The 13,545-nt window shown below is 59.0% G+C and carries 12 protein-coding genes; 5 read left to right on the top strand and 7 right to left on the bottom strand.

Going from position 1 to position 13,545, the window contains the following annotated elements; all coding sequences use genetic code 11:
• The 3 genes from VL003_RS11670 to ccsB all read left to right on the top strand — a co-directional run.
• Window positions 1-597: c-type cytochrome (locus tag VL003_RS11670; protein ID WP_325442664.1), on the top strand; the 597-nt coding region annotated here is incomplete at its 5' end.
• A 160-nt stretch (window positions 598-757) separates the two neighbouring features.
• A complete protein-coding gene (locus VL003_RS11665) occupies window positions 758-2,731 on the top strand; it encodes a cytochrome c biogenesis protein ResB (RefSeq protein WP_325442666.1) in 1,974 nt (657 codons plus the stop codon).
• 11 nt (window positions 2,732-2,742) lie between these two features.
• Window positions 2,743-4,095, top strand: a complete 1,353-nt coding sequence (gene ccsB, locus VL003_RS11660; RefSeq protein WP_325442662.1) for a c-type cytochrome biogenesis protein CcsB — start codon at window positions 2,743-2,745, stop codon at window positions 4,093-4,095.
• A 186-nt stretch (window positions 4,096-4,281) separates the two neighbouring features.
• On the opposite strand, the gene lysA is transcribed toward ccsB, so the two are convergent.
• From lysA to VL003_RS11635, 5 genes are all read right to left on the bottom strand, one after another.
• The gene (lysA, locus tag VL003_RS11655) at window positions 4,282-5,556 is read right to left on the bottom strand and encodes a diaminopimelate decarboxylase (RefSeq protein WP_325442660.1); all 1,275 of its coding nucleotides are present in this window, start codon (window positions 5,554-5,556) and stop codon (window positions 4,282-4,284) included.
• A gap of 149 nt (window positions 5,557-5,705) precedes the next feature.
• Window positions 5,706-6,686: a TRAP transporter substrate-binding protein DctP gene (dctP, locus tag VL003_RS11650; protein WP_325442658.1), complete on the bottom strand. Its 981-nt coding sequence runs from the start codon at window positions 6,684-6,686 to the stop codon at window positions 5,706-5,708.
• A gap of 86 nt (window positions 6,687-6,772) precedes the next feature.
• On the bottom strand, window positions 6,773-8,050 hold the full coding sequence (locus tag VL003_RS11645) for a metal-dependent hydrolase family protein (protein WP_325442656.1): 1,278 nt from the start codon (window positions 8,048-8,050) through the stop codon (window positions 6,773-6,775).
• Window positions 8,051-8,070: 20 nt separating this feature from the next.
• Window positions 8,071-9,081, bottom strand: a complete 1,011-nt coding sequence (locus VL003_RS11640; protein ID WP_325442654.1) for a hypothetical protein — start codon at window positions 9,079-9,081, stop codon at window positions 8,071-8,073.
• A gap of 11 nt (window positions 9,082-9,092) precedes the next feature.
• Complete coding sequence (locus VL003_RS11635) at window positions 9,093-10,004, bottom strand: branched-chain amino acid transaminase (RefSeq protein ID WP_325442652.1); 912 nt, start codon at window positions 10,002-10,004, stop codon at window positions 9,093-9,095.
• Between the two features lie 44 nt (window positions 10,005-10,048).
• Here VL003_RS11635 and VL003_RS11630 point away from each other — a divergent pair, with 44 nt between their 5' ends.
• Window positions 10,049-11,008: a LysR family transcriptional regulator gene (locus tag VL003_RS11630; protein WP_325442650.1), complete on the top strand. Its 960-nt coding sequence runs from the start codon at window positions 10,049-10,051 to the stop codon at window positions 11,006-11,008.
• Here the strand turns inward: VL003_RS11630 and lptM are convergent.
• Complete coding sequence (gene lptM / locus VL003_RS11625; protein WP_325442648.1) at window positions 10,986-11,204, bottom strand: LPS translocon maturation chaperone LptM; 219 nt, start codon at window positions 11,202-11,204, stop codon at window positions 10,986-10,988. The two genes, VL003_RS11630 and lptM, sit on opposite strands and share 23 nt — an antisense overlap.
• Window positions 11,205-11,233: 29 nt before the next feature.
• Between lptM and cyaY the strand changes: the two genes are divergently transcribed.
• Window positions 11,234-11,566, top strand: a complete 333-nt coding sequence (gene cyaY, locus VL003_RS11620; protein WP_325442646.1) for an iron donor protein CyaY — start codon at window positions 11,234-11,236, stop codon at window positions 11,564-11,566.
• Between the two features lies 1 nt (window position 11,567).
• On the opposite strand, the gene VL003_RS11615 is transcribed toward cyaY, so the two are convergent.
• On the bottom strand, window positions 11,568-13,545 hold a 1,978-nt coding region (locus VL003_RS11615), incomplete at its 5' end, for a penicillin-binding protein 1A (RefSeq protein ID WP_325442644.1).

Raw genomic sequence — 13,545 nt, 5'->3', positions numbered from 1 at the left:
CCCGACGCGGCCAAAGGCGAGGCTCTATACACCAATGGCGACGCAGCGCGCGGCATTATTGCCTGTGCCAGCTGCCATGGCGCAGCCGGCAACAGCACGCTTCCGGTCAACCCCAATCTTTCCGGCCAGGCGCACGAATACATCGCCCGCCAGCTGCACGACTTCAAACCCCAGGGCGACCAACCCGCCAAGCGCAGCGGCCCCAACGGTGCGCCGCTGGTAATGACACCCATGGCTGCGCCCCTGTCCGACGAAGACATTCAAAATATCGCTTACTATCTGGGCCAGCAGCCGCTTGATTACACTGCCGCTGCCACTGCCACCAGCGAGGCCACCATGGAGCGCGGCCAAGAGATCTGGCGCGGCGGCATTCCCGAAAAACGGGTCCCCGCCTGTGCAGGCTGCCACGCACCTAACGGTGCAGGCGTGCCGGCCGAGTTCCCGCGCTTGGCAGGTCAGTTCCCCGGCTACCTGGCTGATCAGCTCAAGCAGTTCCGCAGCAATGACCGCGCCAACGAAATCATGCACGACATTGCCGATCGCATGTCCGACTCCGACATTGCGGCGGTAGCCGATTACGCGGCGGGCCTGCGTTAAAACGTACAATTTAGTCCGGCGTCAAAAACACAATCGCGCCGGCCGGTCAGTCAAAGGGGGGAGCCGGCAGCGGCGCCCCCTTTTTTTTTGAAATGAATCTGTGAGCCCATCCAATTCCCTGAAAAGCTTCGGCGCCGACGTGATTGAACTGCTCGGTTCGATGCGGTTTGCAGTAAGTTTGCTGATGTTCATTTGCGTGGCCAGCATTATTGGCACGGTGCTGCAGCAGAATCAGGTCTCCAACAGTTATGTGGATCAGTTCGGTCCCTACTGGTTCGGGCTGTTCGACAAATTCTCCATCTGGCATGTGTACAACAGCTGGTGGTTTTTGTTGATTATGGCGTTTTTGGTGGTGTCGACCAGCATCTGCCTGCTGCGCAACACGCCAAAAATGGTGCGCGACATGCGCTCGTTTCGCGAGTACGTGCGCGGCAGCAGCTTGCGGGCGTTTCATCATCGCGTCGAAACCACCTCAACACAGGCACCTGAACAGGCCCTGAACAAGATCGGTCCTTGGCTGAAACAACACGGCTACCGTTTTAAAACGCGCCAGGACGGCGAGTCGTTGATGCTGGCAGCCAAAAAAGGCTCCAGCAACCGCCTGGGCTATATTTTTGCGCATGCGGCGATTGTGGTCATTGCCGTAGGTGGTCTGCTCGACAGCGAGCTGCCGGTACGGCTTCAGGTTTTGTTGGGCGGAAAGCAGGCCATTACGCAGAACATGCTTATTTCCGAGGTGCCCGAACAGGGTCGCCTGCCGGCCGCCAACCCCAGTTTTCGGGCCAACATGATGCTGCCCGAAGGCAGCCGCAGCGCCAGCGGCATTGTGGCCGTGGCCGACGGCGTACTGGTGCAGCCCTTGCCGTTTTCGATCAAGCTGAACAAGTTCGACGTAGATTATTACTCTACCGGCATGCCCAGCTCGTTCAAAAGCTATGTTGAAATTACCGACCCCGACACCGGTGAAACGTTCGACAGCCTGATCGAAGTAAACGAACCCCTGCGCTACAAGGGCGTCACCGTGTATCAGTCCAGCCTTGACGATGGCGGCAGCAAGCTCAAGCTTACCGCCTACCCGCTTGAAGGGGCCGGCGGCAAGCCGTTTCCGGTTGAAGGCACGGTTGGACAAGACGCTGAGCTGACCCTGAGCGGCGAAGCCGGGGACCAAAACCTGGTGGTGGCCATGTCGGGCCTGCGGGTCATAAACGTCGAGAACATGGACCCGGGCACCGAGCCCCAGCCCAAGGCCATGATCGAGCACGTTGCGGCCGTTACGGGTAGTGCCGCCGGGGCGTCAAATGAGCATTTGCGCAACGTGGGCCCCAGCGTGCAATACCGGGTTATAGGCCGCGACGGCCAATCGCACGAATACAACAACTACATGCTGCCTATCGAGCTTGACGGACACCCGGTGTTTTTGGCGGGTGTGCGGCAAACCGAGGCCGAGAACTACCGCTACATCCGTATCCCGGCCGATGCCGACAGCTCGGTGGCCGAATTCATGCATTTGCGGGCGGCGTTGCAAAACCCTGCGCTCAGGCATCAGGCGGCCAATGCCTTTGCTCAGTTCAATGCAAGCACCGATACTCAACGGCCGTTGCTGCAGCGGGCGGCACAAGGGGCCATTGACGCCTTTGCACAGGGCGGGTTCAATGCGCTGATCGACCGAGTGCCCGAAGCCGAGCGCGAAAGCGTACTGGGCTTTGCGGTGCCCATGATCCAGCTTACACTGACCGAGTTATACGAGCTCGACCGCCGGAACCGGGGGCTTGAGCCCATCAGCAACACCCAGCAGGGCGCCGACTGGTTGCGGCTTTCTTTAATGGCCCTGGCCAATCTGCCCGACTACCCAGCCCCTGTGTTCATGTCCTTGAACAGTTTCGAAGAGGTCAAGGCCAGCGTGTTTCAGATCGCTCGCAGCCCTGGCAAAAACACCGTGTATCTGGGTTGTCTGTTCCTGGTAATAGGCGTGTTTTCAATGTTCTATATTCGTGATCGGCGCATCTGGATATGGATCACTCCCGAAGGCGGCGGCAGCCGGTTGCAGGCAGCCATGACCTCCCAGCGCCGCAATTTGGACTTCACCCAGGAATTCGAGCGCTTCCGCGACGCATTCCGGCGCCTGATCACCTAAGAGGTTTCCTCATGTCCGACTCAACCTACAACGCTTCCATGTGGCAAGACGCCATGGCTCCCAGCGGAGACTCTCGCGGTCGACGCGGCAAGCCCGACTGGACCGACCTTGTTTTTTTCTTGCTGCTGTCGGCGGGTGCCGCCTATGCGCTGTTCGCTTACAGCGACAGCATGGACTACTACGAAAAAATCATTCTGTGCCTGACCGTGCCCGGCCTGGTGTGGATGGGCTGGTTATGGCGGCCCCTGCGCACCCTAACGGTGGTCGCCGGGCTGTCGGCCTTGCTTGCCATCTGGCTCTATAGCGACGCAGGCAGCTTGTCGCAAGGCGATATCGCCCGCTCGGAAAGCGTCTTCCTGCTTCAATATTTGTTTTCGTCGCAGTCGGCTATTTTGTGGATGTGCGCCTTGTTCTTCCTGGCCACCATCAGCTACTGGGTGGGTTACGCCAGCAAAACGGCCGCCTGGATGGGTACGGTGTTGACGTGGGGTGCCGTGTACGCGGGTACCACCGGCATGTTGGTGCGTTGGCGTGAAGGCCATTTGCTGGGCCCCGACATCGGTCATATACCGGTCAGCAACCTGTACGAAGTCTTTGTGCTGTTTGCGCTGATTACCGCCCTGTTCTACCTGTATTACGAAAGGCGTTACGCCACCCGCGCGCTGGGTGGCTTCGTATTGCTGGTGGTCAGTTCGGCGGTGGTGTTTTTGCTGTGGTATTCGTTCACGCGCGACGCCTTCCAGATTCAACCGCTGGTACCCGCCCTTAAAAGCTGGTGGATGAAAATACACGTGCCGGCCAACTTTATCGGCTACGGCACCTTTGCGCTGGCCGCCATGGTGGGCTTTGCTTATTTGGTCAAAGAGCACGGTGAAACCCGTTCATGGACCAAACTATTGCCGCTGTTCATACTGGGCGCTGTGCTGTGCGCCGAGCCCATGATGTTCGGCTCGCGCGAGCTTTCTCCCACCTGGATGCTGTATTTTGGGCTGGGCGCCATTATTGTGGGCGTCATTCTGGCGTTTCGCGGCCCCATTTCGCGCAAGCTGCCCTCGCTCGAAATTCTTGACGACATCATGTATCGGGCCATTGCGGTGGGCTTTGCCTTCTTTACAGTAGCCACGATTTTGGGTGCGCTGTGGGCGGCCGACGCCTGGGGCACCTACTGGCAGTGGGACCCCAAAGAAACCTGGGCACTGATCGTCTGGCTCAACTACGCTGCCTGGCTGCATATGCGGCTCATGAAGGGCCTGCGCGGCACCATGGCGGCCTACTGGGCCTTGGTGGGCCTGGTCATTACCAGCTTCGCGTTCCTGGGCGTCAACATGTTCCTGTCGGGTCTGCACTCATACGGCGAGCTATAAGACACCGCCAGAAACACACTTCAAGGGCTTTGAACTGACCCCCCTTGAAGTTGGAGGCTCAGGTCAGGATAGCTGAGTTGAACTGCACCCCAAAAGTTGGACACTGTCCTAGCTTTTGGGGTGTTTTTTTTGATTCCGCCCTTAAGCCCGTTGACCGGTTGAGCGGGGCGAGCTCGGCGGAAAAGGTCAGGGCAGCGTCTTTTCTGTGGAGAACAGGCTTTCGAGCGATTCGCGGGGGCGCACCACATGGTGGGCAGAGCCATCGACCATGATCTCGGGCGGACGCGGGCGCGTATTGTATTGGCTGGCCATGGTAAAGGCATAGGCGCCGGCCGACATGATCGCCAGCAGGTCGCCTTGCTGAATGTCGAGTTGGCGGTCGCGGGCCAGCCAGTCTCCGCTTTCGCAAATAGGGCCCACAATGTCGTAGGTTTTGGCATCGGCCGGGCGCTGCTCGGCGGGCTGCCCCACTTGCTCTACGCTATGCCAGGCATCGTACAGCGTAGGACGCAGCAGGTCGTTCATGGCGGCGTCGACAACGGCGAAGTTCTTTGCCTCGGTGTGCTTCAGGTACTGCACGCTGGTAAGCAGCACGCCGGCATTGCCCACCAGCGAGCGCCCCGGCTCCAGTACGATTTGAAGGTGCTGCAGGCCGCGGGCCTGCAAGCGCTTGAACACGTTGTCGAGCAGGGTAGTGGGCGTAAGCGGGGTTTCGTCGGTATAGCGAATGCCGATACCGCCGCCCAGGTCCAGGTGCTTGATGCGGATGCCGTCTTCGGCCAGGGCGTCGATCAGGTCCAGCAGTTTTTCCAGGGCGTCCAGGTAGGGGTCAACCTCGGTAATCTGCGAACCGATGTGGCAATCGACGCCCACGATGTCCAGGCTGGCCAGCTGCGTGGCGCGTTGGTATACCGCCGGGGCGGTTTCAATGGCAATGCCGAATTTGTTTTCTTTGAGGCCGGTCGAAATATAGGGGTGGGTATGGGCGTCGACGTCGGGGTTCACACGCAGCGACACGGGCGCCACCTTGCCCATTTCGGCAGCCACCTCGGCCAGCAGCTCGAGCTCGGCTTCCGACTCGACGTTGAAGCACTTTACTCCGGCCTTCAGTGCGGCCCGCATTTCCCAGGCCTGTTTGCCCACGCCCGAAAAAACCACTTTGGCCGGGTCGCCGCCCACGGCGAGCACGCGAGCGAGCTCGCCGCCCGACACAATGTCGAACCCCGCACCCAGCTTACGGAACTCGTTCAGTACGGCCAGGTTGGAATTGGCCTTCATGCCAAAGCAAACCAGCACGTTGCGCCCTTTGCTTGCACTGGCGTAAGCCTGCCACGCGTCAGTCAGCGCCTGACGCGAGTACACATACAAGGGCGTACCATACTCTTGTGCAAGGGCAGGAAGGGATACGTCTTCTGCATGCAGGACATGGTGCTTGAAAGCAAAATGGGGGGCGACTGTCATGGTAATGGGGGTTGGAAGCGCCGCGGCTGCTTTCGGGCGACCCTGGCGCGTGGTTGGGTGATGCTTGTGAGCAAACACAAGCGTAGCCCAAAATGATACAACACGCGCTTCGGGTGCGGGAGCAGGCGGCCAGGGCCGCCCGGTGACCATCAATCTTTTTTGGTCAGCAGCTCGTACAAGCGATCGACTTCTGCGGCGGGGGCTTGAGCCCGGATCTGCTCCCAACCGGTCCGCAGTGCAGTCTCACGCCAGCGCTTTTCGTCTTCCGCACTGAAGGTCAGCGTTTCGATGTTCGCCTGCTTCTGAAGCTCTAGTTCTTTCTTGTTCAATTCGGGCATGGCCTCGTGCTGGGTCTGCTCCAGCCACAGCGCGGCCTGGGTCAGGATCTCCTGTTCCTTCTGGCCAAGTTGCTTCCAGCGGTCCAAGTTGACCAGAACGTTTACGTCTACACGATAGAAGCCTGGATCGACGCGGTATTTGGTGACTTCGTCCCAGCCAAGATCGATGATGCCGTGCAAAGGCCAGCCATAACCTTGGACGACACCGCGCTCTAGCGCTGTGTAGACCTCGCCCGGAGGCGTCTGAACGGCGCTGGCTCCCAAGGCGCGAAAGAAGGACATATAGGTGGGTGAAACCCTGATGACCAAGCGGCTAAGATCGGGGGTCTCGATCTTGCGAGTCAGGTAAAGATGATAGGGCTGGTCGTCGGCGGTGCGTGCCAGGTACCAGGAGTTCATCGTCTTGTTGTGCAGTTCATTGATGTATTCCCAGGCACCGTTCTGTCGTTGTTCGTGAATAGGTATTTCGCTAAGACGCAGCGCATCGGCAGAGGGCATGCGGTTCAGGTAGAACGCTCCGGGTATGTTGGCCATATCCACCACGCCGTTGGCCACCGCATTACCCAGTTCGAATGGCGGCATGCTTTCGGGGCCGCCCAGGATACGAATCTGGATGACCCCCTTGCCGTCTTCATTCACCTTATTCACAAAGCTTTCGAACGGTTTGGAAAATGCCGTGCCAGCGGTAAAGGCGCTTATTGCCTTGATCACGGTCTCTGCCTGTGCTGCGCCGACCGCCCATAGCACGGACGTGGCAGCCAGCAGGCCCAACGCTTTCTTGACTACTTTCATTATTGTCTCCTTGGATATGTGTTTTGTAATTTGTAATGAAGCATACTGCGGCGGAAATCGCCGCAGTGTACGGCTTGCGCCGCGGGTCAGGAGGGTCTCGGAGGAGCGCCCACACCGACGTTGCTGAAGGCCGCGCCCATCAGGACATGGCTGGTATCCCGGTCCAGCACAGTGCGTCCGTTCAGAACGATCTGGCGAATATGGTCGGGGTTCCGGAGCAATGAGATGTTCTGTAACGGATCGGCATCCAGCACCAGAAAATCGGCGTACTTGCCTGCTTCGAGCGTGCCGATGAGATGATCCATTTTCAACATCCGAGAGCTGTCACGTGTGGCGACAAGAATCGCTTCCATGGGCGTCATGCCCATTTCAACCATATAGTGCAGCTCGTCAAGATTGGTACCGTGCCCTGTAAACGGCACGCCGGCGTCGGTGCCCATGGCAAGGCCCACTCCTGCTTTGCGCGCGGCCTTGAAAGACGCTACGTGCGCGTTGATGGCGCTGCGGGCTTTGGCGACTGCGGGTTCGGGAATACCTGCTTCGGTACCGTGCAACACCACATTTCGTACAGGGGTCGAGGTGGCCACCAGCCACGTACCACGCTCGAGCATCATGTCTATGCCTTCGGCGTCGATGAAGTAGCCATGCTCGATCGAGTTGACGCCCGCCAGGATGGCGTTCTTGATGCCTTGCCCGCCATGGGCATGGGCAGCTGCGATCTTGCCGGCATTGTGTGCCTCTTCTACTGCCGCGCGCATTTCTTCGATAGAGAGCTCTGCGTTACCGATCTGACTGCCCTGTGTCAGAATGCCTCCGGTGGCAATCAACTTGATGTTGTCGGCCCCGGCCTTCAGTTGTCGGCGAGCGGCGCGCCTGGCCTCATCAGGTCCGTCAACCTCAGTACCCAGGAACTGCCAGCCATGACCCCCGGTCATGCACAGGGCCTGTCCGCTTAGCAGTAGGCGTGGCGTGATGCACAGGCCGTCTTGGGCGGCGCGTCTTAACGCGAAGTCTACTTCTCCCGGCGTTCCGCAATCGCGCACCGTGGTGACGCCACTGTGTAGAGTCTGCAAAGCGTTGCGACCGGCCCGCAGGACAGCCAGCATGTGGTCCTGCGGCGTCAGCGGGGGATCCAGCTTTGGCTCGGCGTCCATGCAAAGGTGTACATGACAGTCGATCATGCCGGGCACGATGGTGCGCCCTTGCAGGTCGATCGAAGCGCCCGAAGACAAGCTTTTTGGGGGATCGCCTTCTCCTACTTCGATGATGCGTGCGCCTTCAACTGCGAGGTATCCGTGTCGCACACTGCCCGTGCCGTCGATGATGCGGGCGTTGCAGTAGGTGCGTAGTGCATCGGTCTGCATGGTGTGTCCTTTTAATGATGTCAGGCGGCTCGGCTCATGCCGGCGTTCGAAGCCTTCATGTCGAAGTGGGATCCCACTTTCGCTTCGCACGCTCGCCGGTAGATTTCCCACCCGACCACGACGTCAACACTGGCTATCCCGCAAACGCTGATGAAAGTCGGGCCGTGTGCGTCAGGCGATGATTTTTCGTCGAGGTCTTGAAAGCGTACGATCTCACGCGGTGGCAAACCCGGTCGGTTGCCGCGCAGCAGTCTGTCCAAAAATGCGGGGGAATCGGCCACGTGCAGCCCGGCTTCGACAAACACGCCGTCATGCCACGAGTTGAGCAGGTCCAATGGAATAAAGAGGGCGTCCGGTTGCAGCCAACCCGGCTCTACGGGTTGCGTCGATGACGGCGGAACCGACGTGATGACAATGTCGGCGCTTTGAACGGCTTGTGATGGTTCGGCGACGGGGATCAGCTTCCAGTCGCCTTCTGCGTTCATTTCACGACAAAAGCGCTCGCGCGATTCGTTGCTTAATGAGGATACGTAGACGGTTTCGAGTGTGGGAAACACTGCACCAAACATCCGTAGCGCCCACCGGCCCAGACCGCCGCAGCCGATCAGGCCGAGCGTGCGTGGCGGCTTCTTCACAAGCGGCTCGGCCATAATGGCGGCACAGGCCGCTGTACGCATGAAAGTAATCAGCATGCCTTCCATGATGCACACGGGATGACCGTGGTCGGGATGGTTCAGCACGATTAGACCCGAGGAGTCGGCCTTGCCCCGCTGGCCATTATCGGGGTAGTAAGAAACCCACTTCATGCCAAGCGACCGCGAGTTGCCCCCGACCCAGGCGGGCATGGCATCCAGGAAGCTTTGTGCGTTGTCAGGCCGCACGCCCATTTTCAGTGGGACATCGACCTGGCCTTCTGCTTCCAGTGCGTAAGTTCGGCGAACGTGCCGTAAGATCTCCTGGGGCGAAGGGCTCGCGGCCCTTACATCGTCCAGGCTGAGTAGTTTGATGGGCATCGCTAGATGAGTATCCATTGGGCAGCTACTTAAACGAAGGTCAGCCAGTCAGAATGGGTGGATGCGCGCCCATAGACGTGATCGAAGTACGCTTCTTGAAGCTGCTTGGTAATGACCCCCCTTCGACCATCACCAATGGTGCGCCGGTCCAGTTCGACCAGCGGCGTCACTTCGGCGCCCGTCCCAACAAAGAACGCTTCGTCTGCCGTCAGCACGTAGTCCCGTGAAAATAATTCTTCGCGCACTTCCAGCCCTTTGTCCCGAGCCAGTGTGATGATGGTTGCGCGTGTGATGCCGTCCAGAAGATGGGCCAAAGAAGGTGTATACAAGACGCCGTCGCGCACAATAAACATATGCTCGACCGAGCCTTCGGCGACATGTCCATTGGCGTCAAGAAGCAGGGCTTCGTCGTAGCCGTCGCGTCGCGCTTCGGTCCTTGCCATCTGGAACAGCATGTAGTTGCCACAGGCCTTGGCCTTGGACATGTGCGAATTGATATGGTGGCGGATATAGCTTGAAGTCTTGGCGCGGCTGCCTTTTTCCAGCGTGCCATGGCCGATGTATTCGCCCCAATGCCAGGTGGCGATCGTGAGGTTGATGTCACAGCCCTCATAAGCCAAGCCCATGCCGCCGTCGCCGATGTAAGCCAGCGGACGTATGTAGCACTGGTCCGATCCGTTGGCCTTGATGATGGATCGAGTGGCCTCGACCAATTGATCCAGCGTATAAGGCACTTCGAAGCCCAGGATCTTGGCCGAATTCTTCAAGCGTGTCATGTGTTCACGCAGCCGGAATACAGCGGGCCCTTTTTCAGTCTTGTAGCAACGTATCCCTTCGAATACGCCAAATCCGTAATGCAAAGTGTTGCTGATGACGTGAGTATGAGCATCGCTCCATGCGACGATCCGGCCGTCCATCCATATGTAGTCTGCTTTTTCCAACGTGTCCTCCAGATAGTTGAGGAAAGTATGATTCGCGGACTAATATGGGTCAATCTAATGGAGTTTATAATTTAAATAAGTGGGGCTTATTTGAAATGACCATGCCTCGTGAGATGGACTTGAACTTGATGCGTGTATTTCGCGCTATCTACGAAGAAGGCAGTCTTACTGTTGTGGCGGATAAGCTCGGCCTGACCCAGCCGGCGATCAGTTATTCGCTCGGACGGTTGCGTGAATTGCTCGGCGATCCTCTTTTCGTCCGGTCTCGACACCGTATGGAGCCGACGCCGGCGGCCATGCGATTATTCGAACCGATTTCAAATGGATTGGACCTGATGCACAACGCGGTTCAAAGCCATCTTGTTTTTGACGCAGCCAATAGCCGCCGCACGTTTCGGCTGAGTATGTCGGATCTGGGTGAAATGGCGTTCTTGCCGCCTTTATGCGAGCACCTCGCGCGCCACGCCCCTCAGGTGCGCATCGAGATTGACCCCGTTTCAATGGGCGAGACCGTTGACGCGCTACGCCAGGGCGTGTTGGACCTGGCCATTGGCCATATGGCCAATCTCAATCCGATGACTCAACACGTGGTCTTGTTCAGCGAGGCTTATGTAGGCATGGTCCGCGCAGGTCATCCATTGGCCCGTCTTTCGACGGTCACGCGTGAAGACTTTCTGTCGATGCCACATATCTTGGTGAGCTCGAACTCCAACGCTCATCATTTGTTCGAAGACTTATTGTTGGTGCAGGGTGTGCATCGTGATGTGGCATTGCAGGTCCCGCACTTCACGGTCGTTCCAGATATTCTTGAGCGCAGCGACATGGTTTGCGCCATACCGCATCGTATCGCTCGGCAGTTCAATCGGCACGGTGGGTTTCATATTTTCCCGTTGCCCATCAGCATTCCGTCGAGCGATGTGGCCGTGCATTGGCATCGTCGTTACGAGCACGATGCCAGCAATACATGGCTTAGAGAGTTGATTATTCGACTGCTGAAGGAGTAGTCGTTGCGTCGTTCCCGGAAGCCGGAGAGGGCATCGGGGCCTGTGGCGGTGTGGTCAGCGATTCTTCCGGCGGCGGCGGAGGCGGCATATACAACGGCCCCTTATAGCCACAGGCGGCCAGCAGGGGCAGCATGAACAGACTGGCTACAATACGGTACTTGTACGAAACGGATGCCTTGGGGCGGGACGCTTGCATTGACTAACTCCAAAACGGTGAACTGCGATATGAACGAATCAGAATTTCTCGCTCGAAGTAAAGCCATACTAGACGAACTTGAAAGCCAGTCGGACGATTGGGTGGCATTGTATGACCTCGACATCGAGGCCCATCGTAGTGGCAATGTCCTGACGCTGGTATTTGACGACGCCGTACAGGTCGTGGTCAATAGCCAGGCGCCCATGCGCGAAATGTGGGTCGCGGCGCCGAGCGGTGGTTTTCATTTTCGTTTTGACGGGCAGTATTGGGCAAATACGCGCGGCGGGCCGGACATGGCCGAGACGCTGTCGCAGATCGTATCCGACGCCACCGGCCAAGCCATTAAGGTACGCGTAGCCTAGTTCAAAACTGTACGCGCTGTACCTGGGCGGCCTCGCCCGCAGCGCCGCCCGAGCTAAGCTGCTCGAGCAAGTTGCCGATACCGTCAAGGCCGCCACCCCCATTGTCAAAGGGTATGAACTCGTCGGGGGTGGGCAAGCCCACCCGCGCCACGGCCTGCCCCGGCGGAAATTCCGAAAAGTAATAATCGCCGTCGATTCGAGCCAGGCCTGCAGGCGGGTCGCCAAGAGGTATTTCCGGCGTGTCTTCGAGAGCGACACGCATATAGTCGACCCAGATAGGCATCGAGGCGCCGCCGCCGGTTTCACGCGAGCCCAGCGAGCGGGGCTGGTCAAAGCCCATCCATGCCACGCCCACCAGCTTGGGTGTGAAGCCGGCAAACCAGGCGTCGTGTGAATCGTTCGTGGTGCCGGTTTTACCGCCGATGTCGCGGCGCTTGAGCGTTGCCGAGGCGCGTGCGCCTGTTCCCGAGGTGGCGACGCCGCGCAACATGTCGTTCATGACATAGGCGGTGCGAGGGTCGATGGCGCGTGCTGCCGCATCGCCGGCCACAGTGGGCCGTGCCTGCATGATCACCTTGCCGCTGGCGTCGGTGACCTGGTCGATAAGGTAGGGCGGAACCCGGTAGCCGCCGTTGGCAAATACGGCAAAGCCCCCGGCCAGCTGCAACGGGGTAACCCCGCCCGCGCCAAGCGCCAGCGGCAGCACGGCCGGATTACGCGAGCGGTCGAACCCGAAACGGGTGATGTAGTCTTGAACGTACTTGGGGCCCACCGCCTGCATGATACGTATGGAGACCATATTCTTGGACTTATACAAACCCTGGCGCATGGTTAGCATGGGCTCGTAGTTGCCGCCGTAGTTCTTGGGGCTCCAGGCTTTTGAGCCGGTTTGCGCAGCCGTAAGCATGAAGGGCTCGTCAGACACCTGAGTGGCGGGTGTCAGGCCGCGTTCAAGCGCCGCAGCATAGATGAACGGCTTGAAGGCCGAGCCGGGCTGGCGCCACGCCTGGGTGACGCGATTGAACTGTTCCTCGAAGTCAAAGCCGCCCACCAGCGAAAGTATGGCGCCGTCCTGGGGGCGAAGCGACACAAAGGCGGCCTGTACCGAGGGCCGGTTCAGGACCTCCCAGTGATCGCCGTTTTTGTGCACATAAACCACCGAGCCCCGCGAGATTCGGTGCGGTTCTTTGGCGTTTTTGCCCAAGCCGCGCGCGACAATCTTCAGGGCGTCCTTGTTGGTGATTTCGATGATCTGCTGCGAGCTTCGTGCCACAGTGATTTTTTCGGGGCTGGCCGAGAGCACCAATGCGGTGATCAGGTCGCCGCTGTCAGGGTATTTGTCTTGAAGCTCGTCGAGCAGGGTGTCAAGGGCCGCCGCGTCGTTTTCGAGCCCGTCGGGCAGGCGCACGGTTTCTTCGGGGCCCGGGTAAACGGCGCGTCGCGTGTATTGCAGTATGCCTTCGCGTACAGCGTTGTAGGCGGCTTCCTGGTCTTTTGAATGAATGGTGGTGTAAATGTTGAAACCGCGCGAATACACGTTGTCTTGGTAGACGCTGTAAAGCAGGCGACGCGCCAGCTCGGCGACATATTCGCCATGAATGGCGTAGCCGCCGGCAGGCGTGCCCGGCGCCGACTTAAGCACAATGGGCTGCTGCATGGCTTCTTGGTACTCGGCCTCGGTAAGGTAGCCCAGATGCTGCATGCGGCCCAGCACATAGGCCTGGCGCGATTTGGCGCGCGGCATGTTGGCAATAGGGTTGAAACGCGAGGGCGCCTTGGGAATGCCCGCCAGCATGGCTGCCTCGGCAGGCGTGATGTCGCTGAGTTGCTTGCCGAAGTACGTGCGCGCTGCCGCTGCAAAGCCATAAGCCCTGTGCCCCAGAAAGATCTGGTTCATGTAGAGATCAAGAATCTGGTCCTTGCTAAGCGTGGCTTCGATCTTGAAGGTAAGCAGCAGTTCGTAGAACTTTCGGGTGTAG

The sequence above is a fragment of the Pusillimonas sp. genome, assembly GCF_035515275.1.
Lineage (GTDB): Bacteria > Pseudomonadota > Gammaproteobacteria > Burkholderiales > Burkholderiaceae_B > Pusillimonas.
The sequence above is the reverse complement of the archived record's forward strand: the minus strand, read 5'-3'. Positions and strand labels throughout refer to the sequence as shown.